Below are 26,574 nucleotides of genomic sequence, written 5' to 3' on the forward strand. Positions count from 1 at the left end.
ATAAAGCCAACGCACCTGCAACTTGAAGTATGACGGGTATAAACTTATCAGCGCCCTGACGACAAAAATGACATTAATAAAGCTTCCCCTGCTGGCCCAGATTTCATCCGCTCACCTGGTGAGCCATTTTCATATGATGGTGCTGCCCGCGCTGATCCCGCTGCTATCGGAGCAGCGAAATATCAGCTTCGTCGAGTTAGGCTTTGCGCTAAGCGTATTCAACATTGTCTCTGCCTGCGTGCAAACGCCCATTGGCTTTGTGGTTGACCGCATCGGGGCGCGACGCACGTTGATAGCCGGCCTGACGCTGGGCAGCCTGTGTTTTCTTTCTTTGAGCTTTTCAGGCAGCTACTTCTGGCTGGTGACGGCGATGGCGCTGGCGGGCGTTGCCAATGCGGTTTATCACCCCGCCGATTATGCCCTGCTGTCACGCGGTATTGATGAAAAACGCATGGGCCGCGCGTTCTCCATTCACACATTCTCCGGCTTCTTCGGCACCGCCATTGCGCCCGGGATCTTACTGACCGTCGCCGCTTTCACGGGCATTAACAGCGCCTTTATCGTTGCGGGGGGAGTCGGTCTGTTGATAGTTCTGCTGTTATTAGCCGGAGGCGGCCAACCCGTCCGACTTCAGCGCGCGGCTTCGGGCGGCGCGCAACCGAATAAACCCCGGGTGGCGCTTTTTACCCTGCCGATCATGGCGCTGTTGGTGTTATTCCTGCTGTTGAATCTGAGCACCAGTTCGATTCAGAATTTCTCGGTGACGGCATTTGTTACGGGCTATGACCTGCCGTTATCCCAGGCAAACATCGTGCTGACATCCTTTCTGTTCGCCAGCGCTTTTGGCGTACTGGCCGGCGGCGCGCTGGCCGATAAAACCAAACGCCACGGGCTGGTAGCGACGGCAGCGCTGGCAATGACCGCCTGTCTGGTCAGTGTGGTGGCCATCTATCCCCTGCCGGTATCCGTGTTGATTCCGCTACTGGCCGCCGCCGGCTTTCTGTCCGGCATGATCGCCCCATCGCGTGACATGCTGGTACGCGCCGCCTCGCCGGCCGGCGCCGAGGGTCGCGTTTTCGGCATCGTCTCCACCGGCTTTAATATTGGCGGCGCGGCAGGCCCGGTGTTATTCGGCTGGCTGCTGGATCACGGTTATCCACAGGCTATTTTCTGGTCAGCGGTGATTTTTATGCTGATCACCGCGCTCATCACCCTGCGCCAGGAATTACGCAGCGCCAGACAACGGGCGGTGGCGCTATAAAAAAAGCCAGCCCCAAAAGGGGCTGGCCAGACCGTTGACAAATCTATCATCCCTTATCGAACGGTGATAATGGAATGGAAGAGTAAAGCGTCCGCGCCAGGGATGGCGCGGTTCGAGCTTACAGGGATGTACTTGCAGCGTCTTTACGATCCATCCATTATCGCCGCTCACCGGACTTTGTCAGCAAACTCACCAGCCCCAAAAGGGGCGGGCTGAGGTAGCAGATCAGGCAGTTGTCTAATCAGATATCGATATTCAGCGCCTTCAGGGCGTTCTCTTCGATAAACGCACGACGAGGTTCAACCGCATCGCCCATCAGCGTGGTGAACAGCTCATCCGCCGCGATAGCATCTTTGACCGTAACGCGCAGCATACGACGACTGGTCGGATCCATGGTGGTTTCCCACAGCTGATCGGGGTTCATTTCACCCAGTCCTTTATAACGCTGGATGGCCAGACCACGGCGGGATTCTTTCACCAGCCACTCCAGCGCCTGTTCAAAGCTGGCTACCGGCTGACGACGCTCACCGCGTTCAATATAAGCATCCTCTTCAATCAGATCGCGCAACTTCTCACCCAACTGATTGATTTTGCGATACTCACCACCGGTGACGAAGCCGAAATCCAGTGGATAATCGGTGTCTACGCCATGTGTCCGCACCCGCAGAGCCGGTTCAAAGATCTGCTGTTCCTGATTCTCGTGGATCACAAAGCTGTAAGCGCTGCCATGCAGTTCCCGCTCATTCAGGCGAGTGACCAGCGTTTCCATCCACTGCTGAACATGCGTGCGGTCGCTTAAATCCGCTTCAGCCAGGGTTGGCTGGTAGATTAACGCATTCAACAACGCCCGTGGGAAACGACGCTCCATACGACCGATGGTTTTCTGCACCGAGTAATGTTCGGCCACCAGTTTTTCCAGCGGTTCACCGGCCAGCGCAGGCGCCGCGGCATTGGTATGCAGCGTTGCCCCGTCCATCGCCAGCGCAATCTGGTACTGATCCATCGCTTCATCGTCTTTGATGTACTGTTCCTGCTTGCCTTTCTTCACTTTGTACAGCGGCGGCTGCGCGATATAAACGTGTCCGCGCTCAACGATTTCCGGCATCTGACGATAGAAGAAGGTCAGCAGCAGGGTACGGATGTGAGAACCATCGACGTCGGCATCGGTCATGATGATGATGCTGTGATAACGCAGTTTGTCCGGGTTGTACTCATCGCGGCCGATGCCGCAACCCAGGGCGGTGATCAGCGTCGCCACTTCCTGTGAAGAGAGCATCTTGTCGAAACGCGCTTTCTCAACGTTGAGGATTTTACCTTTCAGCGGCAGAATCGCCTGATTCTTGCGGTTACGCCCCTGCTTGGCGGAGCCGCCCGCCGAGTCCCCTTCCACCAGGTACAGTTCGGAAAGCGCCGGATCGCGCTCCTGACAATCCGCCAGCTTGCCCGGCAGACCGGCCAGATCGAGCGCGCCTTTACGGCGGGTCATATCGCGCGCTTTACGCGCCGCTTCACGCGCCCGGGCCGCATCAATAATTTTCCCGACCACGATTTTGGCGTCTGACGGGTTTTCCATCAGGTAATCCACCAGCTTCTCATTCATCAGCGACTCAACGGCGGTTTTCACTTCCGATGAAACCAGCTTGTCTTTGGTCTGCGAGGAGAACTTCGGATCGGGCACTTTAACGGAAACCACGGCAATCAGGCCTTCACGCGCATCGTCGCCGGTGGCGCTGATTTTGGCTTTCTTACTGTAGCCTTCTTTATCCATATAGGTGTTGAGGGTACGGGTCATCGCGGCGCGGAAACCGGCCAGGTGCGTACCGCCGTCACGCTGCGGGATATTGTTGGTAAAGCAGTAAATATTTTCCTGGAAGCCGTCATTCCACTGCAACGCCACTTCCACGCCGATGTCATCTTTCACCGTGGAAAAATAGAATACCGTCGGGTGAATCGGCGTCTTGTTCCTGTTGAGATAATCAACAAACGCCTTGATGCCGCCTTCGTAATGGAAGTGGTCGGATTTATCTTTTTCGCGCTCGTCGAACAAGCGGATAGACACGCCGGAATTCAGGAACGACAGCTCGCGCAGGCGCTTGGCCAGAATGTCATACTGAAATTCGGTCTGGTTGGTAAAGGTTTCGTAGCTGGGCCAAAAACGCACCGTGGTGCCGGTTTTCTCCGCATCGCCCACCACTTTCAGCGGCGCTTGCGCCACGCCGTGGCGATAGGTTTGCTGGTGGACTTTACCTTCACGGCGGATCACCAGCTCCAGTTTTTCCGACAGGGCATTAACGACGGAAACCCCCACGCCGTGCAAACCGCCGGAAACCTTATACGAGTTATCATCAAATTTGCCGCCGGCATGCAGCACCGTCATGATCACTTCCGCCGCGGATACCCCTTCCTCTTCATGAATACCGGTGGGAATACCACGGCCATCATCCTGTACCGAGACTGAGTTATCAGCATGGATAGTGATGACAATGTCTTTACAATAGCCAGCGAGTGCCTCGTCGATAGCGTTGTCCACAACCTCGAATACCATGTGATGCAGACCGGTACCATCATCCGTATCACCGATGTACATACCTGGGCGTTTACGTACCGCATCCAGCCCTTTCAATACCTTGATACTTGAGGAGTCATAAGAATTCGACATCAACGTTTCTCGCTCATTTTAGTCCTGTGATTGAACCGTTATTTTACCCTGTTCTACGCGGAACATCTTGCCATTTTCACCCACCATATCGCCTATCTGCTCAGCGCTGACCGCGCTGACAAAGACTTGCGCATGGGTGGCTTTTAACCGTTCAGCCAACAAACGGCGGCGGGTACTATCCAGTTCGGAAGCAAAATCATCAATCAGATACAGACAGCGCAGTCCGTTCTGACGGGTGAGAAACTCACCCTGGGCCAGCCTTAAAGCACACATCAGCAGCTTTAGCTGACCACGGGACAGCATATCCTCGACCGCCACGCCGCTGGCGCGGATACGGAAGTCGGCTTTATGCGGCCCAAGCGACGTATAACCCAGCATACGGTCGCGTTCAAACTGCCGTTCCAGCAGTTCGGCATAATCACTTTCTTTATCCCAGCCGCGCTGGAAAGAAAAACCGAGGGCAAACTCAGGCAGAAACTGGCTACAGGTGGCGGCAATATCTTCGGCGATCGCCGAGCTGTATTGCGCCCGCCATTCGCTGATACGTTCAGCCAATGGCACCAACTCCTGATCCCAGGCCCGCAGTTGCCCGTACTGACCCACCTGCCGCAACGCCGCATTACGCTGACGCAACAGGCGTTTCATATTGCTCCAGGCGGAGAAAAAACCGGGTTCGTTATGAAAACACCCCCAGTCAAGAAAAGCACGGCGGTACTTCGGCCCGCCGTTCAGCAAGGTAAACCCTTCGGGAGTAATCAACTGAATCGGCAGCAGCTGCGCCAGTTCGGCCACTTTGTGACCGTCGCTGCCGTCAATGCGCACTTTACCGTCGCCCTGACGGTTCTTACTCAATCCGACCGATCGCTCGCCCTCAATACCGTCAATACGACCATGCAGGACAAACTCGGCCCGATCGTGGCGGATCACGCGCGCCGCCTGCACGCTGCGGAACGCCCGCCCGTGCCCCAGCGTGTAAATCGCCTCCAGCACGCTGGTTTTGCCGCTGCCGTTCGGCCCGACCAAAAAGTTGAAACCGGGCGCCAGCGCCAAATCGGCCGCTTCAATATTGCGGAAATCTTTAATCAGAAGACGAGTAAGCGCCATGCGACTATCTTCTTGCGATCAAGACAGAATTGTCGCTGGCGGATTGGAGACAAGCGCGGCGAGTACCCCGAGGCGTACTCAGCGTAAGCGAGCATGGCGAGCGCCGCCCCATCCCAACCCGGCCAGTCAAATAGCTCACCAGCATACTAGAGGCGCATCGGCATAACGACGTAGGCCGCCGCCCGGCTGGCGCCATCTTCGATCTGCACGCTGGAGACGGAATCCGTCAGCAGCAAGCGAACATCCTCACACTTCAGCGCATTCAGAACATCCAATACATAACTGACGTTAAAACCAATTTCCATCTCGGTGCCGTCGTACTGCACATCCAGAATTTCTTCCGCCTCTTCCTGTTCAGGGTTATTGGCGGTGATCTTCAGTTGGTTCTGAATCAGGTGCAGACGCACGCCACGGAATTTTTCATTCGACAGTATGGCCGCACGGGAGAATGCCTGCTTAAGTAAATCGCAGCTGGCTTCCAGCGTTTTATCCGGATTTTTCGGCAATACGCGGCGATAATCGGGGAAACGGCCGTCAACCAGCTTGGAGGTGAAAATAAAATCACCGACGTGGGCACGAATATTATTACTGCCGATTTGCAGCCGCAGCGGCGCATCGCCGCCATCCAGCAAACGCGCCAGCTCCATCACCCCTTTACGCGGCACAATCACCGAATGGGATGGCAAGGGCTGCCCCACCGGCATCGAGCACACGGCCAGACGGTGACCATCGGTGGCGACGGTACGCAATTCCTCTCCCTCGGTTTCAAACAACATTCCGTTGAGGTAATAGCGAACATCCTGATGAGCCATCGAAAACTGCGTGGCTTCGATCAAACGCTTCATCGTCGCCTGCGGCAGCGAGAATTCAACGTCGCTTTGCCAGTCATCCAGATTGGGAAAATCGGCGGCGGGCAGGGTCGACAACGAAAAACGGCTGCGCCCGGATCGCACCAGCATGCGATCGCCATCCAGCATGATGGTGATTTCCGCGCCATCAGGCAGACCACGACAGATATCAAATAATTTACGCGCCGGAACCGTTGTGGCGCCCGGTTCATGGGGTTGCGTGAGCGCCACTTTGGCCACCATCTCCATTTCGAGATCGGTGCCGGTGAGCGACAATGCTCCGTCGGTGACCTGGATCAACAGGTTGCCCAAAATCGGTAACGTAGGCCGGCCGCCCAATGGGCTGCTGACCTGTTGCAGTGGTTTTAGCAGATGTTCGCGTTCAACAATGAATTTCATAATGTTATGAAGATAATGTTCTGATTAAATTGGAAAAATCTTCTTTGATGTCGTGACTTTCTTCACGCAACTGTTCGATTTTACGACAGGCGTGCAACACCGTGGTATGGTCGCGGCCGCCAAACGCATCGCCGATTTCCGGCAGGCTGTGATTGGTCAGCTCTTTGGCCAGCGCCATCGCCATCTGGCGTGGGCGGGCCACCGAGCGGGAACGACGTTTAGACAATAAATCGGCGACTTTGATTTTATAATATTCCGCCACCGTCTTCTGAATATTGTCGATAGTAACCAGTTTTTCCTGCAACGCCAGCAGATCGCGCAGCGCCTCGCGCACAAAATCAATGGTGATGGAGCGGCCGGTAAAGTTGGCGTTGGCAATCACCCGGTTCAATGCGCCTTCCAGCTCGCGCACGTTGGAACGCAAACGCTTGGCGATAAAGAAAGCCACTTCGCCGGGCAGGCGGATATCATTCTCATCCGCTTTCTTCATTAGAATCGCCACCCGCGTTTCCAGCTCCGGCGGTTCGATAGCCACCGTCAGACCCCAGCCAAACCGCGACTTCAGGCGATCTTCCACGCCGTTTATCTCTTTCGGATAGCGATCGGAGGTTAAAATAATTTGCTGATTACCTTCCAGCAACGCATTAAAGGTATGGAAAAACTCTTCCTGCGAACGCTCTTTGTTGGCAAAAAACTGAATATCATCAATCAGTAGCGCGTCCACCGAACGGTAATAACGTTTAAACTCTTCAATGGCGTTATTCTGCAACGCCTTCACCATATCTTGCACGAAACGTTCGGAATGCATGTAAACCACTTTCGCATTGGCTTTACGGGCGATGATGCCGTTGCCCACCGCATGCAACAGGTGCGTTTTACCCAGGCCGGTTCCGCCATACAGAAACAGGGGATTGTAAGCGCCGCCCGGATTATCGGCCACCTGACGAGCGGCGGCGCGCGCCAGCTGGTTCGACTTACCTTCGACAAAGTTATCGAACGTGTGCTTGGGGTTCACGTTGGAGCGATAAGTGTGCTCCGCCTGCGCCGGTGAATTATCCCAGCTTGGGCGCACTGGCGCTAAACGCACCTGTGTCGCTGCCGCGACGCTGACATTATTATGGTGGTTGACCGGCTGACTGACTGTCTGAACCAGGGGTTTGCTACCCACTTCAAAACGCAGCAGCGGAGCATCCATCCCACAGAAATCATTCAACAAACCATTGATATTATTTAAATATTTATCACGAACCCAATCCAGTACGAAACGATTAGGGGCGTAGAGCGCCAGAGTGTTATCACTCAGCTCCGCCTGTAACGGGCGTATCCACATACTGAATTCTGTGGCAGGTAACTCATCCTGCAAACGGGCAAGACACTGCTGCCAAAGCGAAAGTGACACGGCGGACTCCACTCGAACAAGAACGATCAAAAAGAAAAGAATAAGAAACGTTATTTATATGACTCATGATTTTGGCACCTGCCCCCGTCACAACAAGACGACAGATGCACCGCGTAGTATAGTAGATGCGGTTTACCGTGACGATCCCGAAGAAGGATCGCTAACGGGACGGCGGATCATAACCTAAAGCAGCGAATAGATCCTCCCCTTCTGCACAGTTTCGATCCTTTTTATCCACAGGCTATTCTTATAGCAGCCTCAGGCAGTATGCAGAAGATCCGACTAATCTCATTCAATCAGTTATAGCAGAAGGCGCTCTAGAATAAACGATGTGGTAGGCGCGTTACGGTGACATTGATCATGATCCGGCAGGGAGGATCAATGCAGGATCCTTGCGCTTTATCCCAGAGTCCGTATAATCCTCAGCCCGCGCGTCCTCGCCTGTTTTCTGTGCTCAGCCAGACAGAAATCCAAAATAATTGGCATGGCTGGCAGGTAAAGTGTGATGTTAATTGACTCAGGGCTGTACAATTATTACAATCCCGCCTCTTTCAGTTATATGATTGTTATATGCGATTGAGGCGTCGGTCATTTTCACGCCGAGTAGCCAAACGCGTTTACTGTGAAGTCGTGTTTGTTCCCCGCGCCAGCAGGGATGAACCGTTAATTATCCAAGTTTAGGTAGAAATCGCCATGAAACGCACTTTCCAACCGTCCGTATTGAAGCGTAACCGTAGCCACGGTTTCCGTGCTCGTATGGCCACTAAAAATGGTCGTCAGGTTCTGGCCCGCCGTCGTGCGAAAGGCCGTACTCGTCTGTCCGTTTCTAAGTAATAAAAGCTAACCCACCGAGTGGTTAAGCTCGCTTTTCCCAGGGAGTTACGTTTGTTAACTCCCAGCCATTTCACTTTCGTCTTCCAGCAGCCGCAACGGGCCGGCACGCCGCAAATTACTATTCTCGGCCGCCTGAACACGCTGGGGCATCCCCGCATCGGTCTTACCGTTGCCAAAAAGCATGTTAAACGTGCTCATGAACGCAATCGGATTAAACGCCTGACGCGCGAAAGCTTTCGCCTGCATCAACATTCATTGCCCGCAATGGATTTTGTGGTGATTGCGAAAAAAGGGGTGTCCGAACTGGATAACCGAACATTGACGGAAGCGTTGGAAAAATTATGGCGTCGGCACTGTCGTTTGGCTCCCGCCTGCTGATCGGGTTGATACGTGGTTATCAACTTGTAATCAGCCCGTTACTTGGACCACATTGCCGGTTCCGGCCAACGTGTTCACAATACGGTATTGAGGCAATACGCAGGTTCGGCATGATAAAAGGCAGTTGGTTGACGCTGAAACGCGTATTAAAATGCCACCCTTTGAACCCTGGTGGTGATGATCCCGTACCGCCAAAAACCGACAATAACAGAGAACATTAACGATGGATTCGCAACGCAATCTTCTTCTCATCGCTCTGCTATTCGTAACCTTTATGATCTGGCAGGCCTGGGAAACGGACAAAAATCCGCCAGCGACCACGCAGGCCATACAGCAGGCGACGAATGCAGCACCCGGCGATGCCACCAACCAGGGCGTACCCGCTAGCGGCCAGGGTCAACTGATCACGGTTAAAACCGACGTGCTGTCTCTGACCATCAATACCCGTGGCGGCGACATCGAGCAGGCGCATCTGCTGGCTTACCCGGATACGCTGGGTTCTGATAAACCGTTCCTGCTGCTGGAAACCTCGCCCGAATTCGTCTATCAGGCGCAAAGCGGCCTGACCGGTAAAAACGGCCCGGACAACCCGGCCAATGGCCCGCGTCCATTGTTTACCGCCACGCAGGATCACTTTGAACTGGCTGACGGCGAAAACGAACTGCGCATTCCGCTGACCTATACCGCGGCTGACGGCGTCACTTACACCAAAACGTTTGTACTGAAACGCGGCGACTACGCGCTGAACGTTGATTACAGCGTCAATAACACCAGCGCCCAGCCGCTGGAACTGACCTTGTTCGGTCAGTTGAAACAATCCATCGATTTGCCCAAGCACCGCGATACCGGCAGCAGCAACTTTGCGCTGCATACCTACCGCGGCGCGGCGTTCTCCTCCAGCGAAGACAAGTATAAGAAATACAGCTTCAGCGACATGGATGAGAACCTGAATATCACCACCAACGGCGGCTGGATCGCCATGTTGCAGCAGTACTTCGCGACCGCCTGGATCCCGACCACCGCTGGCGCGAACACCTTCTATTCCAGCAATCTCGGCAACGGGCAGGCGGCGATTGGCTTTAAAGCCGCTCCGGTCGTCGTACCGGCCGGCGGCCAGCAAAACCTGAACGCCACGTTGTGGGTCGGCCCGGAAATTCAGGACAAGATGGCCGCTGTGGCGCCGCATCTGGATCTGACCGTCGACTACGGCTGGCTGTGGTTTATCTCTCAGCCGCTGTTCAAGCTACTGAAATTCCTGCACGGCTTTATCGGCAACTGGGGCTTCTCCATTATTGCCATCACCTTTATCGTGCGCGGTATCATGTACCCGCTGACCAAAGCGCAATACACCTCAATGGCCAAAATGCGCATGCTGCAACCGAAGCTGACCGCCATGCGTGAGCGTATCGGTGACGACAAGCAGCGCATGAGTCAGGAAATGATGGCGCTGTATAAGTCGGAGAAGGTTAACCCGCTGGGCGGCTGTTTCCCGCTGTTGATTCAGATGCCAATCTTCCTGGCGCTGTACTACATGCTGATGGGCTCCGTTGAACTGCGCCATGCGCCGTTTGCCTTGTGGATCCATGACCTGTCCGCGCAAGACCCGTACTACATTCTGCCGATCCTGATGGGCGTGACGATGTTCTTCATTCAGAAGATGTCGCCGACCACCGTTACCGACCCGATGCAGCAGAAGATCATGACTTACATGCCGGTGATTTTCACCGTGTTCTTCCTGTGGTTCCCATCCGGTCTGGTGCTGTACTATATCGTCAGCAACCTGGTTACCATCATTCAGCAGCAGCTGATCTACCGTGGTCTGGAAAAACGTGGCTTGCATAGCCGCGAGAAGAAATAACCCCGGTGATGGACAATCATTGAGAATAAGGCGGTCAATGACCGCCTTTTTTTATAACCTGAGAGACAGAGACAACCATGAGTCATACCGACACCATCGTAGCCCAAGCCACGCCACCGGGACGCGGCGGGGTAGGTATTTTGCGTATTTCCGGAGCGGCGGCTTCGGCCGTGGCGCAAGCGGTATTGGGCAAGCTGCCCAAACCACGTCACGCCGACTATCTGCCCTTTCGCGATACGGATGGCAATCCTCTCGATCAGGGCATCGCCCTGTGGTTCCCCGGCCCCAACTCTTTTACCGGCGAGGACGTGCTGGAGCTTCAGGGACACGGCGGCCCGGTCATTCTCGACATCCTGCTGCAACGTATTCTGGCCTTACCCGATGTGCGTATTGCGCGCCCCGGCGAATTCTCTGAACGCGCGTTCCTCAATGACAAGCTCGATCTGGCGCAGGCGGAAGCCATAGCCGACCTGATAGACGCCAGTTCTGAACAGGCCGCGCGTTCGGCTTTGAACTCTCTGCAAGGCGCCTTTTCCGCCCGTATCAACCATCTGGTGGAAGCGTTAACGCATCTGCGGATTTACGTTGAAGCGGCGATCGACTTTCCTGATGAGGAAATTGATTTTCTCTCCGATGGAAAAATTGAAGGCCAGCTCAACCAGGTGATGGCCGATCTGGACGCCGTTCGCGCCGAAGCGCATCAGGGCAGCCTGCTGCGCGAAGGGATGAAAGTCGTCATCGCCGGCCGTCCCAACGCCGGAAAATCCAGCCTGCTCAATGCGCTGGCCGGTCGTGAGGCGGCGATTGTCACCGATATCGCCGGAACCACCCGCGACGTATTGCGCGAACATATTCATATCGATGGAATGCCGCTGCATATTATTGATACCGCGGGGCTGCGAGATGCCAATGACGAAGTGGAACGTATTGGGATTGAGCGCGCCTGGCAGGAAATTGAGCAGGCGGATCGCGTCCTGTTTATGGTCGATGGCACCACGACACAAGCCGGAGAACCGGCGGCAATCTGGCCGGAGTTTATGGCTCGGCTACCGAAAACGCTGCCGATTACCGTTGTGCGTAATAAAGCCGATATTACCGGCGAACCGCTGGGCATTGAAGATGTGAATACTTACTCACTTATTCGACTTTCAGCACGAACCGGCGAAGGAATCGATACGCTGCGCGACCATCTCAAGCAAAGCATGGGGTTCACCAGCAACACCGAAGGGGGTTTTCTGGCGCGCCGCCGGCATTTACAGGCGCTGGAACAGGCGGCCCAGCATCTGACGCAGGGTAAAGATCAGTTAGTGAGCGCTTACGCGGGTGAACTGCTAGCGGAAGAACTGCGGCTGGCGCAGCAGGCCCTCAGCGAAATCACCGGGGAATTTACCTCCGACGATCTACTGGGGCGTATTTTCTCGAGTTTTTGCATCGGCAAGTAACGCTGAGTCTGTTAGCGTCCACTCACTTCCACACATCCCGCATAGCGCCTTGTTATGCGGGATTTTTAGCAAAATACATATGTAATGCCATACTTTAATGATAAATTCTGGAGATAACATGCATATACCAGAATCAATGGTTATTTAAAAAACACATTTCTGGATGCTAAATCACCGGGTTAATCAGCCCTAGCCGGCTGCCTCATAATACGTTCTCTCATCACGACCCAACAATTAGATGAAAAGCATTACAGGATATCCTCTCGCCAAAACATGTTTATATCGGGCGATAGGGTCATACTCCCGCTTTAGCCATTCATTTCCATTTCATCCCAGTTTGTCAGTGGGTTATCGACCGATTCTGGCAAGATAAACGATATAGAACCCTTCAGATATTTGAAATTGATTCCCCTCTGACGGCGACTGATGGAGCTGAATCGACCCTTTTCATCTGACGGGAGTTTTGTGAGCGCAAAGCCCCCCACATCGTGATTGACCTCGGTATCAATGATCACTTTTAGCCGCTGGTTATGCCTTGTTGCACAGAAAGGCATAGCTTATGGCGAAAACGAATTTCACCCGCCCCCTGCTTTTGCTCTACTTTAAGAGGTCTGAATGCCTCAGGCTGGTGCATTTTTGCCCACATCATCAGTCAGACTTTGGTTTTAAAACCCTATCCTTTTGATTTTTAGTAGGTATTTTGTTGGCATAAAAATTGTATATACATGTCTATTCACAACATTAACTCTACGCTGGAGAAAGCAATGCGCACAACAACAATCAGGCATGCTCTGTTATTAATCGCAGGATTAACCGCTGTTACCCCTGCGGTGCAGGCAGCGGATGTGATCGTCGGCAGTAAAAACTTTACTGAGCAATATATTCTGGCGGAGATCTACGCGTCAGCGCTGGAGCAGGCCGGGATCTCTGTTGAACGCAAAATTAACCTCGGCGGCACCCTGATTGCGCAGGCAGCGTTGGTAAAAGGTGATATTGATATGTACCCGGAGTACACCGGCACCGCCCTCAGCGCGGTGGTAAAAGGTGAGCTATCGTCAGATCCGGATAAAGTTTATCAGCAGGTGAAAAGCGTCTACGCGGAAAAATATCAGCTCACCTGGCTGGCCCCGGCTAAGCTAAACAATGGTTATGCCCTGCTGGTCAGCAAAGCGCTGGCGGAAAAGTATCAGTTGAAAACGCTGTCCGATCTGGCGAAAGTCGCCCCGCAACTGACCATCGGCGCAGGCGCTGAGTTTGGCGATCGTCAGGATGGCCTGAAAGGGCTGGAACAGGTTTACGGTATCAAATTCAAATCGTTCCGTCAGTTTGCCAAAGTGGGCCTGCGCTACGATGCGCTGGCCGCCAGGCAGATTGATGTGGCGAACGGCTTTGCCACCGACTGGCAAATTGCCGATGGGCAGTATGTCTCACTGGCCGATGACAAACATCTGTTCCCTCCCTATTTCGTCGCCCCGGTGGTTCGTGACCAGACGCTGAAAGCGCATCCAAACGCGGAAGCGGTGCTGAATAAAGTCAGCGCGCTGCTGGATAACGCCACCATGCAGAAACTCAATGCCGCAGTTGAGAAAGATAAAGAAGAACCCGCTGATGTTGCCGAACAGTTCCTGCGCGAAAAAGGCATTGTGAAATCCTGATCGATCCATATTAAGAGGGGCTATGACCTTTAACCTCGGTGATAAAACCGCGTTAACTCTGGCGATGCTGGTAAAGATCGCCAGAGACGATCTTCCGGTGGCATTCAGCCCGGCGGCGCAACAGCGTATCGAACAGAGTTTCACCTTCCTTTATCAGCGGATTGCCGCTGGCGACAATATCTATGGCGTGACGACCGGCCTTGGCGCTGGCGTCGATACCGCGGTGCTGAACAGCGCCGACGGCCAGCGTGATATTGCGCGACTCCTGGCGATCCAGCAGCGTATTCCGCTGGCGCGCGCCGTTGGCGTCGGGCCGCTGGCGAGCCGCGATCAGGTGCGGGCGATGATGCTGGCGCGGCTTGCCGGACTGGCCAGCGGCCACTCCGGTATCTCTCCGGCCAGCGCCGCGGCGCTGCTCCAGCTGTTAAATCTGGGCGTCCACCCGCAAGTGCCGTTGATCGGTTCGATTGGCGAAGCCGACCTCGCGCCGCTGGCGCATATTGGCAGAGCGCTCACCGGTGAAGGCGAAGCAGAGTATCGCGGTAAAGTCGGCGAGGTCGCCACGTTGGCGAAAACGCTCGGTTTCAGCCTGCCCTTAATGCAGGGTAAGGACGGCCTGGCGCTGGTGTCATCAAATGCCGCCAGCGTCGGCCTCGCCGCGCTGCTACTGAGTGATATCGCCCAACTGGTCAACGTGCAGGCGGGAGCGATTGCCCTGTCGTTTGAAGCGTTTCGCGCCAATATCTCGCCGCTGTCGCCGTGGGCCAGCCATATTCGTCAGTTGCCCGGCGGCGCGCAGTGCGCCAGCCATCTGCTGTCGCTGCTGGCCGGTGGGACGCTGGTGCAGGCCGGTGGCGCGCGCTTATTGCAGGACCCTCTGAGTTTCCGCTGCGCCGCATCGGTGCTGGCCAGCGTCCGGCAGGCGTTTAACCACGCCAGACAGGCGACCGAACTGGAGCTGAACAGCGCCGATGATAATCCGGCGCTGATAGCCGACGCCGATCTGGTATTAGCCAATGCCAATTTCGACGCCACCCATCTGGCGCTGGCCTTTGAAGCGCTGGGGCTGGCGCTGGCGCGTCAGGCCAGCTGCGCCGCTGAACGCATCATAAAGCTGATGTCGGCGAGCGCCAGCGGGCTACCGCGTTTCCTGACGCCACATAGCGGACAGACCGGCTTTGCCACGCTGCAAAAAACCATTTCCGCCCTCACCAGCGAGATTGTCCATCATGCTAATCCGCTGTCGGCGATTACCATTCCGGTCGCCGATCGGGTCGAAGATTACGCCGCACAATCGATGGCGATAGTGAGCAAAACCGCCCGTCTGGTCGACAGTTTCCGCTACCTGGTGGCGATTGAGCTGATGGTCGCCGCGCAGGCACTGGACTTGCGTCAGCTGGCGCAAGGTGAATGTGGCGGCGGCAGCGCCGCAGTCTATGCCCGGGTGCGCGCGCTGGTCGCGCCGCTGGATGAGGATCGTTCCACCGCTGGCGATATCGCCAGCCTTGCCAGCGCGATCGGCGCCGCCGACTGGCTGAGCGCCAGTGAACAACTTCTGGAGACCGGCTGATGCGTTGGGCCCCCAAACACCTTGATGATATTGCGCTGGCCTTATGGCAACACCTGTGTCTGGTTGGCATCTCGCTGGCCTGTGCCTTTGTGATCGCCATGCTGCTCGGCATCTGGAGCGCACGGCGGCCAAAAACCTATGCGCTGGTGCTGACGTTTACCGGCATGTTGTTTTCCATTCCCAGCCTGGCGCTGTTCGCGCTGTTTATTCCCTGGCTGGGGATTGGCCCGCTGCCGGCGATTGTTGGCCTTACCGCTTACGCCTTAATGATTCTGGTGCGCAATATCGCCACCGGCTTTCACGCCATCGCCCCTGAGGTGCTGGATGCGGCGCGCGGTATGGGTTACGGCTACTGGCGGCGGCTGTGGGAGATCGAGTTGCCGCTGGCGCTGCCGTTTATTGTTACCGGTCTGCGCATCGCCGCCACTACGCTGATAGGCATCGCCACCGTCGCCGCCTATATCAACGCTGGTGGACTCGGCACCATTATTTTCGCCGGGCTGGATCAGCGCTACCCGGAAAAAATTCTGATTGGCGGTGGCCTGACTTCGCTGCTGGCCATCGGCGTCGACGCCCTGTTCCTGCTGCTGCAACGGCGTATGGCGCGTCGTCGCCCGGTTGTTAACTTAGAGGCCAACGCATGATTTTTATTGATGCCTGGCGCTGGATCCTCGCCAACCCGCAGCAGTTCGTTGACGCCCTGCTGCAACATCTGTTGATGTGCGGACTGGCGCTGCTGTTTTCGCTGCTGCTGGCGCTGCCGATCGGCGTCAAAGTCGCCGCCTCGCCGCGCGCCACCTTTATTGCCACCAATATTGCCAGCACCCTGCGCACGATCCCCAGCCTGGCGATCCTCGCCGCCGCGCTGCCGTTTCTTGGCATTGGCCTGCTGCCGTCAGTGGTGGCGCTGGTGATCCTGGCGCTGCCGCCGATCCTGCTGAATACCTGCACCAGCATCCAGTCAGTGGATAAAGATACCCTCTCCGCCGCGCAGGGCATGGGCCTGACGCGCGCGCAAATCACCCGTCAGGTGATCCTGCCGCTGGCGGCGCCCGGTATTCTCGCCGGGATCCGTACCGCCGCCGTACAGGTTATCGGCGGCGCGGCGCTAGCCTCCTTTATCGGCGGCGGCGGGCTGGGCGACTTTGTGACTACCGGCATCGCCATTATGGATATGTCACGCCTGCTGGTTGGCGCCATCCCGATTATTTTGCTGGCGATTGGCGCCGAGCTGCTGTTCGCCGCGGTAGAAAAGAGCTGGTTTAAACATGTTCCTAAAGGATAAGCCTGATGATTAGACTGGAAAATATCACCAAAATTTATCCCGGAACCCGTCATAAAGCGCTGGATAACCTGACGCTGGAGATCCCGCAAGGTTCCACCACTGCGCTAATCGGCCCCTCCGGCTGCGGCAAAACCACCACCATGCGTCTGATCAACCGGCTGGAAGATGCCAGCGAAGGGCGGGTGTGGGTTAATGGCGAAGATATCACCGCCGTCGATCCGGTGCAGCTGCGCCGCCATATCGGCTATGTCATTCAGAACGTGGGGCTATTTCCGCATATGAATGTGGCGGACAATATCGCCACCGTACCGCGTCTGCTGGGCTGGGATCGGCGTAAAACCAGTGCGCGCATTGATGAACTGCTGCACCTGGTGGGGCTGGATCCGGCCAGCGATCGTCAGCGCTATCCGGCGGAACTGTCTGGCGGGCAACGCCAGCGTGTCGGCGTCGCCCGCGCGCTGGCCGCCGATCCGCCAGTGATGCTGATGGATGAACCCTTTGGCGCCATCGATCCGCTGGTGCGTGGCCGCCTGCAACTGGAGTTTAAGCAGATCCTGCAACGGGTAAAAAAAACCGTGGTCATCGTGACCCACGATCTCGATGAAGCGATCAAAATGGGCGATCGTATCGCGATTATGCGCAACGGCAGGCTGTGCCAGTATGACACCCCGGCGGCGATCCTCAGTAACCCCGCCGACGATTTCGTCGCCGCCTTTATCGGCAGCGACGCCGCACTGAAGCTGCTGGCGCTGACACCGGTCCGCCAGGCGATGACGCCGGTAGCCCATAGCGGCTTTGCATTGTCGGTTAAAAGCGATGTCAGCCTGAAAGAGGTGCTGTCGCTGATGCTGGCCCACGATGCGCAGGGGGTAAAGATCACCGATGACCAACATCGGTTGCTGGGAGAGTTAAATCGCCAGCAACTTTTCACTTTATCAGCAAACACTGCTTGCGGCCTGAGCGCCGAATTAAGGGAAAGAGATGACTGAACACGTCAATATCAGCTACCTCAATGGGCCAGATATCCAACAGTTGGCGATGAGCGATAGCGAAATTCTCGCCGCGGTCGAAGCCGGACTGCTGGCGCAGGGTAACAATCAGACGGTTATCGAACCACGCGTCCATCTGATCCCCGATCCGGCGTTTAACGGCCACTTTAACGTGCTGCGCGGCTATATCGCCCCGCTGAATCTCGCTGGCGTCAAGGTGGTCGGCGATTACGTTAATAATTACCAGCATGGCCTGCCGTCAGAGATGGCGATGCTTAACTTATTTAATCCGCAAACCGGTATGCCGGTGGCGATCCTCGATGCCTCGGCGATTACCGATATGCGCACCGGCGCCATCACTGCTCTCGGCGCCCGCCATCTGGCGGCGAAAAACAGCAAAGTCCTCGGGCATATTGGCGCGCGCGGCACCGCCTACTGGAATGTGCGCCTACTTGACAGTCTGTATGACTTTGATGAAATCCGTATTCACTCGCGCCGTCCGGAGAGCCGCGAAGCCTTTGCCCGCCGCCTTGAGCAGGATCTGGGGAAAAAGATTATCGTCACCGACGACTGGGAAAGTTGCGTGCGCGATGCGGATATTGTGGTGGAAGCCTCGCGACTGGAAAAACCGACACCAATGCTGAAAACCGCCTGGATTAAACCCGGCGCGCTGGTGGTGCCTTACGGCACGATGAGCGCAGTTGAACTGTCGTTAACCGATATTATGGACAAAATGGTGGTGGATGACTGGGGCCAGTGTAAAGGCGGCATGTTCGGTTCGCTGCGCGCCCACGTTGAGGCCGGTAAGCTGAGCGAGGCGACGCTGCATGGCGAACTGGGCCAGATTGTCGCCGGGATTAAAAGCGGCCGCGAGCGCGATGACGAAACCATCCTGTTCTGGCATCGTGGCCTGTCGCTTAGTGATATCGCCCTCGGCCATGCGATGCTGGAAAAAGCGCAAAAGCTGGGCATCGGCCAGACGTTACGCTACGCATGATCGCCAACGGACGGATGTACTCAGTCACCGCGGCGGCGGCGGCCAGCTGGAAAAATCTGTTGCAGGAGGTTTATCGCCGGGCGGAGGTGGCAGGCGGGGTGATCGACTACCCCGCCCCGGCGCCGCTGGAGGCGCTGTGGCAGCGCGCGGATCTGGCCGCGGTATTTATGTGCGGTCTGCCGTTTTCGCTGCGGCTATTCCCGGTGGTGCCGATAGCCACACCGGCGCCGCTGCATTCGCTGACGGATGGCGCAGGCAGCTATCGCAGCCGCTTAATTGTCGCGCGGGACGCCCCCTATCAGCATTTGCCGGAGACCTTTGGCCAGCGGCTGGCGTTTACCAACCCGGAATCCCACTCCGGTTACAGCGCCCTGCGCTATCATCTGCTGCGCTGGTTGCAGCCCGGTCAGACTCGCCTGTATCGGGAAACCGTCGGACCGCTGATAACCCCGCGTCGGGTGGTGGAAACCATCGCCAATGGCGAGGCGGATATCGGTCCGGTGGATAGCTATGCCTTTGAACTGCTGGCACGGGATGAGCCAGAGCTGATGCAGCAGGTGCGGGTGATCGATCAGACTGCCCCAGCGCCAATGCCACTGCTGGTGGCCTCAGCGACCATTGATGCAGGTTCGCTGGCAAAGTTGCAGCGCGCCTTTATGACGTTACAGCAGGACAGCCAGGGCGCAGCTTGCCTTAGCGCGCTACAACTCCAGGGCTTTACGCTGCCCGCCACACTGGATTATCAGCTGCTGGCGCAGCGCGCCGCGGCGGCGCGACAGGCGGGTTATTCAGTATTGCAGTAAAGCCAACTCAGATTATAAATCCGTGATGACGCTAACCTGATGTTGAAAAACATCAGGATTGGACAGCAATTCGAACTGTTCATCGTCCGGATAGATCACTGCGATAGGGTAATCTTCCCCGGCAAAGGCTTTAACTGGATCGATATCGAACGCCAAGACCAATACTAAGAGGCCCCGTAGGAGCCTAATCCCAGCCGGTTGTCAGGCGCTGCGCTCTTTTCTGCAAGCTTTCTAAGATAGCTTCACGAATACGCGGAGGGAAATCAGCAGATTTTCATATTTTTTCGCGGAGTTGACGGCGTAGCGGTATGGAAAGAGAAATAGCGCCGCTGCCCGTTTTGGTGAATACGCCCACCCGGTAGCCGCTCATGTCGACATCGAGCACGGCCATTACCACATATTCCTTCCAGGATAATGTGCAGTAGAAGCATCTTTACTGCTGCATCCGCATTACGCCCGATTCGCATTGATGAAGGCCAGACTAGGGGAGTCTTTAATAAAAGCCGGGTGGTTTTTATCATAACCCGCCAGATCCAGTTGTTTTTGTAGACGTTTATCAATGTCACGGAATTTTGTTTCATTCAGGGCGTTATATATGATATTGGCTCTGGATTTTCCGTGGCTGGAAACATCGCCGGGTGCGGTTTCAGCATAAGAAAAACCTTTATCCAGCCGATACATTCCTGCCAAATTATGCTCAATCAATGATTCCTGCGGCAGTAACTTCTGTATTTCATTCGTAAGATTCAACGCCTCGCCCACGTGGCCTTTCAGATAAAAGATGACGCTATCCGCATCCTGGCCAAAAAAGGCAGGATGGGCGATTTTTGCCGACGCTAAGTAATCTTTGTCCCTGATGAGGGCATGTAATACATCAGGCAATTGCACCGCGTTCCTGGAGTGGACGCTCAACGTAATCCTGCTCGTCGTCCCCTCTGAATCGCCGGAAGCACGCCTTGCGAACATGATAAAATTGTCGGCCGCAGCGGGATGCTCCCGCAGATAGCCTTTGAAGAGATTTTTGTCTATCGGGCCAAACTGTTGAGGGAATACATCCACCCCTTCTGTTTCGTGCAGCGCAACAAACTTGTGTAATAATATTTTTGCATCTTTTGGATCGATTAGGGGAAGGTTCGGTTTTTCTGACTTGTAAAGCGCATAGATCTCCCGTGCCGAGGGACTGTCGAGCTGTTTAGCCTGTCTGGCCCAATGCTGTATGCTTTTTAAAGAATCGTCCACGGGAATGGACGATGCAGGCCGTTCTCTTCCCTGGGTCGCCGTACTTGAAGAGGCGGTAGCATGTTCACTTTTTTCAAAAACACGCATAGCGTTTGAGCGAATCAAACGAGGTTTGCTTTCCAGTATCTGAGCGATAGCCTTACTTTCTCCCGAGCCGCCCATCATATTACCTACGGCATTAAAAAATCCCGTTGCCTTTTCAGCAAGCGCCACGTGCAATGTGGCGCCTTCCGCCGTGCTGATATGATACTTTTTGCCATTCACTTCCAACGATCCGTGATCCAGCAGACTTTTGACGTCTACCGATGACGATTGCAGTTGCTGAAGACTGGAAAAACGAGGGGTAATCGGTTGCATAAGAAATGTCTCTTTAAGCTTGACTGGCGTTTCGCCAAAATCTGATGTAATCCACCAACTCGGCAATCTTGCGCAACAAAAGCTCGGCGGTGAGTATCGATTGTTCAATAGCATGACAAGCGTAAAACTGTTTTACGCTGGGGTCGGCGGCGATAATAATAAGATTATCGCCGCGAATCAGGTTGAGGTTGGCCTCCAGCAGAACTTGAGGGTTGTGGTTCACAACATCGCCTAAAAGCGCGATCAATAAAAGCCGCTGATTGCGCGCGTCTTGCTGTAACCGGAGGGGGATTTCATTATCAACAACAAGATCGCAAACGCCTTTTTTATCCAACCGTAGGCGAGCCATTTTTAATCTGTCGGCAAACGCGCATAACAACGTATCATAAAAAAGCTGGCTCATTTCTCACCCATAGATTGATTTCTCTAGTTTATGAGTGACGCAACAGGAAAAAGAGTTCCCTGTTTCACGACCACGACCAGCAAGCTGATTACCCCACCGGGATATGTTGGCTTTTTATCACCCGCACCGCTTTTTCAATTTCCGGCGCCAGCCAGCGATCCTCTTCCCAGGCGGCGACGCGCTCGCGCAGCATCGACCACGCGCATCGCGTTCCCTCACCCGCGTTATCCGCACCGCAAAAGTCCAGCGCCTGCGCCGCGAGCAGGTATTCAATCGCCAGAATGTGGTAACAGTTGGCGGCCAGCTTCAGGAGTTTCAACGCCGAACTGGTGCCCAGACTCAGGTGATCCTCTTGCAGGCCGGAGGTGACGAAATTATCCAGTACCGCCGGCTGCGCCAGTTGCCGGTTCTCGCCGCACAGCGAAGCAGCCACATACTGTGCGATCATCATGCCGGAATTTACCCCGGGCCGGGCCACCAGAAAGGCCGGCAGGCCGCTGACCAACGGGTTGATCAGCCGGTCGAGACGGCGCTCGGCCACGCTGCCCAGCTCGGCCAGCGCGATCGCCAGCACGTCCGCCGCCATCGCCACCGATTCGCCATGCGGATTGGCCTGCGACACCACCCGCCATTTTTCCACCGTGCCCAACACCAACGGGTTATCGGTCGCGGCATTGAGTTCGGTTTCGATTTGTATCGCCGCATGCGCAAACTGATCGCGGCAGGCGCCGTGGATCTGCGGCATAGAGCGAATACTTAGGGCATCCTGGGTGCGGATCCCCTGACTTTGCGCCACGATCCGGCTGCCCGCGAGCAGCTGGCGTAAACGCAGCCCCACTCGTTGAATGCCCGGGCTGGCTTTCAGCGCCAGGATCTCCGCATCAAAGGCATCAAGCTGGCCGCGCAGCGCTTCAAAGCTCATCGCGCCGGTGACGTCGGCCCAGTCCAGCAGCCGGCTGGCATCGTCCAACGCCAGGCAGGACAACCCGGTCATACAAGGGGTGCCATTCACCAGACTGAGACCGTCTTTCGCACCCAGCGCACACAGGCTCAGCCCCTCCGACGCCAGCGCTTCCGCCGCCGGAACGATGCTTCCCTGATAGCTGACGTTGCCGATGCCGATCGTCGCCAGCCCGATATGCGCCATATGAGTCAGGTAGCCCACCGACCCCTGCGAAGGCACCTGCGGCGTAATGCCGTGGTTAAGCAACGCCAGCAGCGCGTTCACCACCGCCGGGGAAATGCCGGATTTACCGTGGCTGTAGTTGGCAATCGCCGCGCAGATAATCGCCCGCACCTGTTCATCGCTCAATGGCGCGCCGACGCCGCAGGCATGACTCAGCAGGGTATTACGCGACAAGGTGCTCAGTTCATCATCATCAAGCGTGATGTTGCACAGCGCGCCCAGCCCGGTGTTGATGCCATAGGCCGTCTGGCGCTCCGCCACAATCCGGCTGACGATATCGCGGGCATTATGGATACGCTGCCAGGCGGCAGCGCTAAGCCGGAGCGGCGCACGCTGCGTCGCCACCTTTACCACATCCTGCCAGCGCAGTGGGGCATCCCCCCAGATAACCTGTTGAGTATTCACCCCTTCCTCACCAATCAATGACGTTAAATAATGGGCTGACATTCACTTTCCGTTTAAATGTTATGTCTTGTATATACAACAAAGCAATTGTTATGCCGCTTCAAGTAATCATTATTAATTGATTGAAAATCAAATACTTTATAAACAACCACCGCACAGTACGCCGCTCATCCTCCCTGCCGCTATGCACCTGAATAAAGCGCCGCGCCCTACCATAAAGCGCCCATTCCTGGAACGGAGCCGTTTCGCCGCCGGCCGTTATTGTATAGACATATACAGGCTCCTCATCTGGTGTGTAAACTCCCCTCTATCTCCGGTTCCAGAAAAGGTTAATACGGTGTCAGAATACAAAACGCTGTCAGAAATGATGACTCACCTCAGCGATGAGCCTGCCCCGCTATATCAACAGGTGAAAAAAGGGATCATCCGACTGATCGGTAACGGCGACTGGCAACCGCGTCAGCGTGTGCCGTCGGAGAGTGAACTGGTACTGGAACTGGGGGTCAGCAGAATGACCATCAATCGCGCGCTGCGTGAGCTGACGACCGAAGGGTATCTGCTTCGGCTACAGGGCGTGGGCACCTTTGTCGCCGAAACGAAAGCCTTCACGCCAATGCTGGAAGTGCATAATATTGCAGATGAAATCGCCAGCCGCGGTCATCGCCATGCCAGTCAGGTGCTGTTTCTCCGGGCTGAACGCGCCGACGCAGGCGACGCCCGTATGTTTGGCCTTAACCCCGGCGCCACGTTGTTTCACTCACGCATCGTCCATTTCGATAACAACGTGCCGGTGCAGCTCGAAGATCGCCGCGTCAATCCGCAGGCGGCCCCGGATTACCTGCAACAGGATTTCACCCGCAGCACGCCGTTCGCCTATCTGACGCAGGTCGCGCCGCTGACTGCCGGTGAACATGAGGTCGAAGCCGTCAATGCAAACGAGGATGAACAGCAACTGCTGCAAATCGGCAATAGCGAACCTTGCCTGCAAATCCAGCGCCGTACCTGGCATCATAAGACGCTGGTGACCTGCGCGCGCCTGCTCTACCCCGGCGCGCGCTATAAGATGTTTGGCCGTTTTCAGCAGCAAAGCTGAAGAGAGGAAATCCCGCAGGTTAACGCGTGAATCGCCTTTTTCAACAGCGGTTGCAGACGGGCGGTAAAATCGTAAGGTTTTACCCTATCGCTTTCCCGCGAAAGATAACCTGACAAGGGAGTTGCCCGCCCAGCCAGTAAACCAGTTCCGCCGGGCGCGCCAGCGGCCAGTGGACAAAATCGGCCCGTTTACCGCTTTCCAGCGACCCCTGGGTTTTATCCAGCCCCAACGCCTGCGCGCCATACAAGGTGACCCCGGCCAACGCTTCCTCCGGCGTCATGCCGAACAGCGTGCAGGCCATATTGAGCATTAAACGCAGCGAGAGCGCCGGAGAGGTGCCGGGGTTGGCATCGCTGGCCAGCGCCATCGGCACGCCGTACTGACGGAAAAGCGCCACCGGCGGCACCTGCTTCTCACGCAGCAGATAGAACGCGCCGGGCAGTAACACCGCCACGGTGCCGTGTTTTGCCATCGCCGCCACGTCGCTTTCGACGGCGTATTCAAGATGATCGGCGGAAAGCGCGTTGAAACGGGCGGCCAGCGCGCCGCCGCCGAGCGACGAGAGTTGTTCGGCGTGCAGTTTGACCGGCAAGCCCAGACGCCGCGCCGTCTCAAACACCCGGGCCACCTGCGCCGGGGAAAAGGCCAGATGTTCACAAAAGGCATCGACCGCATCGGCCAGCCGTTCCGCCGCGACTTGCGGCAGCAGCGCCTCGCAAATCACATCAATCCAGCCGTCGGGGTTATCTTTAAACTCTGGCGGCACCGCATGGGCGGCGAGGCAGGTGGACTGAATTTGCGCCGGAACCTGCTGCGCCAGCAGGCGGATAGCCTGCATCATGCGCACTTCGCTGGCCCGATCGAGACCGTAGCCAGATTTGATTTCCAGGGTTGTGACCCCTTCCGCCAGCAGTCTGTCGAGCCGCCGGCGGGCAGACGCAACCAACTGTTCCAGCGATGCGGCCCGCGTGGCGCGCACGGTGGAGATAATGCCGCCCCCTTGCGCGGCGATCTCGCTGTAGCTGACGCCATTCAGACGCTGTTCGAATTCATGGCTGCGATCGCCGCCGAACACCAGATGCGTATGGCAATCCACCAGCCCGGGCGTCACGATGCCGCCGCCAAAATCGGTCTGTTGCGCGGCGCGGATGTGCGCCGCGTCGGCATAAGGGCCGATCCAGACGATTTTGTCGCCGCTGACCGCAATCGCCCCTTGTTGGATGATGCTGTACTTGCCCCCTTGCATGGTGACGATATCAGCGCCATACCACAAACTGTCACAGCCAAGTTCAATGGTCATCTCATCTCCGGGGATTACCCGCTTTATTGTTATTGCATAAGTATGTATATGTATATACAACTACATTGATCGGGAAGCAACCAGGGATCGATATTTTGCGGCACGCGGCGTAATCTCCGTGCCGAGCAAATCTTTCAGCCGTGTCCTTTAAACCGCCCCAGCAGTTTATAACGCGATCCGGGGTACAACAGCCTGGCGTAGGTGACGATTTTGGCATCGCTCCAGGTCTGACGGCGGATCAACAGGCAAGGTTCATGCGGCTCCAGCGCTAAATTGCCGCACTGTTGGGCATCCGGCAATATCGCTTCAACAATGTGCTCGCCGGCGGTCAACGGCGCTACGCGCATCAGATAGGTGTACGGGGTGAGGCTGTGGTAATCCTGTTTGAGATAATCCGGCGCCACCTGCGGATTCACCAAGCGGTCTTCCATCTGCACCGGTAGTTCATTTTCGTAATGCACCATCACCGAATGAAAAATCATATCGCCGGTCGCCAGCCCCAGCACCGCCGACTGTTCGGGATCGGCTTTGATTTCACGCAGAGTGATAATCTTGCAGCTATGTTGATGGCCGCGCTGGGCAATCTCTTCAGCGATATTGTGAACCTCCAGCATGGCCGTATAACCCTTCATTTCGGCCACAAAGGTGCCGACCCCCTGCATGCGAAGCAGATAGCCTTCGCTGGTCAGTTCACGCAGGGCGCGGTTGATGGTCATGCGGCTCACGCCCAGCTCATTGACCAGTTCGCTTTCGGAGGGGACTCGCTGGTTGGGCTTCCAGATGCCCGCGCTGATCTGGCTGATAATCGCCTGCTTCACACGCTGATAGATAGGCGCAGGCTGGTCGCCCATCGCCGCGGAGAGTTGCGAAATGGCAGTCTGAACAACCATAACAGGATCCTTTCGTCGGTTAATTGCGCCAGTTTACTGTTGAACCGCGTGGATGTATATACATCTACAGGGGCTGCACTACCATCGGGCGGCGTGCTTCATCATGGCGCGGATTATGGTAAACGTATGGGCTTGCGCTCAGCCCGATTTTCACCGTTGTTTGCCGTCAGCCCCCGCTCTGCGGGCTGAGGGAAGGAAAAACCGCCAGAGAAAATATTTT

The 26,574-nt window shown here is 56.0% G+C and carries 23 protein-coding genes and 1 pseudogene; 14 read left to right on the forward strand and 10 right to left on the reverse strand.

The annotated features are described in order from the left end of the window. The first annotated feature begins 67 nt into the window (after nucleotides 1-67). Nucleotides 68-1,261: an MFS transporter gene (locus tag HOY33_RS12555; protein WP_172290552.1), complete on the forward strand. Its 1,194-nt coding sequence runs from the start codon at nucleotides 68-70 to the stop codon at nucleotides 1,259-1,261. A 241-nt stretch (nucleotides 1,262-1,502) separates the two neighbouring features. Here HOY33_RS12555 and gyrB read toward each other — a convergent pair whose 3' ends face one another. From gyrB to dnaA, 4 genes are all read right to left on the reverse strand, one after another. Next, complete coding sequence (gene gyrB, locus HOY33_RS12560; RefSeq protein ID WP_172290553.1) at nucleotides 1,503-3,920, reverse strand: DNA topoisomerase (ATP-hydrolyzing) subunit B; 2,418 nt, start codon at nucleotides 3,918-3,920, stop codon at nucleotides 1,503-1,505. A gap of 18 nt (nucleotides 3,921-3,938) precedes the next feature. Then, nucleotides 3,939-5,024 (reverse strand): DNA replication/repair protein RecF, encoded by a 1,086-nt coding sequence (gene recF / locus HOY33_RS12565; RefSeq protein ID WP_172290554.1) that lies wholly within the window; start codon nucleotides 5,022-5,024, stop codon nucleotides 3,939-3,941. Nucleotides 5,025-5,170: 146 nt separating this feature from the next. Continuing rightward, nucleotides 5,171-6,271, reverse strand: coding sequence for a DNA polymerase III subunit beta (dnaN, locus tag HOY33_RS12570; protein WP_172290555.1), 1,101 nt, complete (start codon nucleotides 6,269-6,271; stop codon nucleotides 5,171-5,173). A gap of 4 nt (nucleotides 6,272-6,275) precedes the next feature. Further along, on the reverse strand, nucleotides 6,276-7,670 hold the full coding sequence (gene dnaA, locus HOY33_RS12575) for a chromosomal replication initiator protein DnaA (protein ID WP_172290556.1): 1,395 nt from the start codon (nucleotides 7,668-7,670) through the stop codon (nucleotides 6,276-6,278). A gap of 693 nt (nucleotides 7,671-8,363) precedes the next feature. Here dnaA and rpmH point away from each other — a divergent pair. The 12 genes from rpmH (at nucleotide 8,364) to HOY33_RS12635 (ending at nucleotide 19,481) form a co-directional block, all read left to right on the forward strand. Then, the gene (rpmH, locus tag HOY33_RS12580; RefSeq protein ID WP_005976668.1) at nucleotides 8,364-8,504 is read left to right on the forward strand and encodes a 50S ribosomal protein L34; all 141 of its coding nucleotides are present in this window, start codon (nucleotides 8,364-8,366) and stop codon (nucleotides 8,502-8,504) included. An 18-nt stretch (nucleotides 8,505-8,522) separates the two neighbouring features. Further along, the gene (gene rnpA, locus HOY33_RS12585) at nucleotides 8,523-8,882 is read left to right on the forward strand and encodes a ribonuclease P protein component (RefSeq protein WP_009115146.1); all 360 of its coding nucleotides are present in this window, start codon (nucleotides 8,523-8,525) and stop codon (nucleotides 8,880-8,882) included. Then, entirely contained in the window at nucleotides 8,846-9,103 is a 258-nt protein-coding gene (yidD, locus tag HOY33_RS12590; RefSeq protein ID WP_009115145.1) for a membrane protein insertion efficiency factor YidD, read from the forward strand. The genes rnpA and yidD overlap by 37 nt, the downstream gene beginning before the upstream one ends. A gap of 2 nt (nucleotides 9,104-9,105) precedes the next feature. Next, entirely contained in the window at nucleotides 9,106-10,740 is a 1,635-nt protein-coding gene (yidC, locus tag HOY33_RS12595) for a membrane protein insertase YidC (protein ID WP_172290557.1), read from the forward strand. A gap of 77 nt (nucleotides 10,741-10,817) precedes the next feature. Then, nucleotides 10,818-12,182 carry a tRNA uridine-5-carboxymethylaminomethyl(34) synthesis GTPase MnmE gene (gene mnmE, locus HOY33_RS12600; RefSeq protein ID WP_172290558.1) on the forward strand — a complete coding sequence of 455 codons (1,365 nt, stop codon included), beginning with the start codon at nucleotides 10,818-10,820 and terminating at the stop codon, nucleotides 12,180-12,182. A 764-nt stretch (nucleotides 12,183-12,946) separates the two neighbouring features. Then, nucleotides 12,947-13,837, forward strand: coding sequence for a glycine betaine ABC transporter substrate-binding protein (locus tag HOY33_RS12605; RefSeq protein ID WP_172290559.1), 891 nt, complete (start codon nucleotides 12,947-12,949; stop codon nucleotides 13,835-13,837). Nucleotides 13,838-13,859: 22 nt separating this feature from the next. Next, nucleotides 13,860-15,407 carry a histidine ammonia-lyase gene (hutH, locus tag HOY33_RS12610; protein ID WP_172290560.1) on the forward strand — a complete coding sequence of 516 codons (1,548 nt, stop codon included), beginning with the start codon at nucleotides 13,860-13,862 and terminating at the stop codon, nucleotides 15,405-15,407. Then, the gene (locus HOY33_RS12615) at nucleotides 15,407-16,051 is read left to right on the forward strand and encodes an ABC transporter permease (protein WP_172290561.1); all 645 of its coding nucleotides are present in this window, start codon (nucleotides 15,407-15,409) and stop codon (nucleotides 16,049-16,051) included. Before hutH (HOY33_RS12610) ends, HOY33_RS12615 begins: the two co-directional genes overlap by 1 nt. After that, nucleotides 16,048-16,692 (forward strand): ABC transporter permease, encoded by a 645-nt coding sequence (locus HOY33_RS12620; RefSeq protein ID WP_172290562.1) that lies wholly within the window; start codon nucleotides 16,048-16,050, stop codon nucleotides 16,690-16,692. The genes HOY33_RS12615 and HOY33_RS12620 overlap by 4 nt, the downstream gene beginning before the upstream one ends. 5 nt (nucleotides 16,693-16,697) lie before the next feature. Further along, nucleotides 16,698-17,681, forward strand: a complete 984-nt coding sequence (locus HOY33_RS12625; RefSeq protein ID WP_172290563.1) for an ABC transporter ATP-binding protein — start codon at nucleotides 16,698-16,700, stop codon at nucleotides 17,679-17,681. Further along, entirely contained in the window at nucleotides 17,674-18,678 is a 1,005-nt protein-coding gene (locus HOY33_RS12630; protein ID WP_172290564.1) for an ornithine cyclodeaminase family protein, read from the forward strand. The genes HOY33_RS12625 and HOY33_RS12630 overlap by 8 nt, the downstream gene beginning before the upstream one ends. Further along, nucleotides 18,675-19,481: a phosphate/phosphite/phosphonate ABC transporter substrate-binding protein gene (locus tag HOY33_RS12635; protein WP_172290565.1), complete on the forward strand. Its 807-nt coding sequence runs from the start codon at nucleotides 18,675-18,677 to the stop codon at nucleotides 19,479-19,481. Before HOY33_RS12630 ends, HOY33_RS12635 begins: the two co-directional genes overlap by 4 nt. Before the next feature lie 12 nt (nucleotides 19,482-19,493). Here the strand turns inward: HOY33_RS12635 and HOY33_RS20620 are convergent. From HOY33_RS20620 to hutH (HOY33_RS12650), 4 genes and pseudogenes are all read right to left on the reverse strand, one after another. Then, nucleotides 19,494-19,628: pseudogene (locus tag HOY33_RS20620) on the reverse strand (hypothetical protein); the annotation flags it as partial. 303 nt (nucleotides 19,629-19,931) lie between these two features. After that, a complete protein-coding gene (locus HOY33_RS12640; protein WP_172290566.1) occupies nucleotides 19,932-21,077 on the reverse strand; it encodes a T3SS effector HopA1 family protein in 1,146 nt (381 codons plus the stop codon). Between the two features lie 13 nt (nucleotides 21,078-21,090). Then, the gene (locus HOY33_RS12645; protein ID WP_172290567.1) at nucleotides 21,091-21,480 is read right to left on the reverse strand and encodes a CesT family type III secretion system chaperone; all 390 of its coding nucleotides are present in this window, start codon (nucleotides 21,478-21,480) and stop codon (nucleotides 21,091-21,093) included. Nucleotides 21,481-21,568: 88 nt separating this feature from the next. Continuing rightward, the gene (gene hutH / locus HOY33_RS12650; RefSeq protein ID WP_172290568.1) at nucleotides 21,569-23,113 is read right to left on the reverse strand and encodes a histidine ammonia-lyase; all 1,545 of its coding nucleotides are present in this window, start codon (nucleotides 23,111-23,113) and stop codon (nucleotides 21,569-21,571) included. A gap of 295 nt (nucleotides 23,114-23,408) precedes the next feature. Here hutH (HOY33_RS12650) and hutC (HOY33_RS12655) point away from each other — a divergent pair, with 295 nt between their 5' ends. Further along, nucleotides 23,409-24,164, forward strand: a complete 756-nt coding sequence (gene hutC, locus HOY33_RS12655) for a histidine utilization repressor (protein WP_172290569.1) — start codon at nucleotides 23,409-23,411, stop codon at nucleotides 24,162-24,164. 79 nt (nucleotides 24,165-24,243) lie between these two features. On the opposite strand, the gene hutI is transcribed toward hutC (HOY33_RS12655), so the two are convergent. Further along, nucleotides 24,244-25,464: an imidazolonepropionase gene (gene hutI / locus HOY33_RS12660; protein WP_172290570.1), complete on the reverse strand. Its 1,221-nt coding sequence runs from the start codon at nucleotides 25,462-25,464 to the stop codon at nucleotides 24,244-24,246. A gap of 134 nt (nucleotides 25,465-25,598) precedes the next feature. After that, the gene (gene hutC / locus HOY33_RS12665) at nucleotides 25,599-26,354 is read right to left on the reverse strand and encodes a histidine utilization repressor (protein WP_172290571.1); all 756 of its coding nucleotides are present in this window, start codon (nucleotides 26,352-26,354) and stop codon (nucleotides 25,599-25,601) included. Between the last annotated feature and the right edge of the window lie 220 nt (nucleotides 26,355-26,574).

The organism is Brenneria sp. hezel4-2-4 (genome assembly GCF_013155275.1).
GTDB lineage: Bacteria > Pseudomonadota > Gammaproteobacteria > Enterobacterales > Enterobacteriaceae > Brenneria.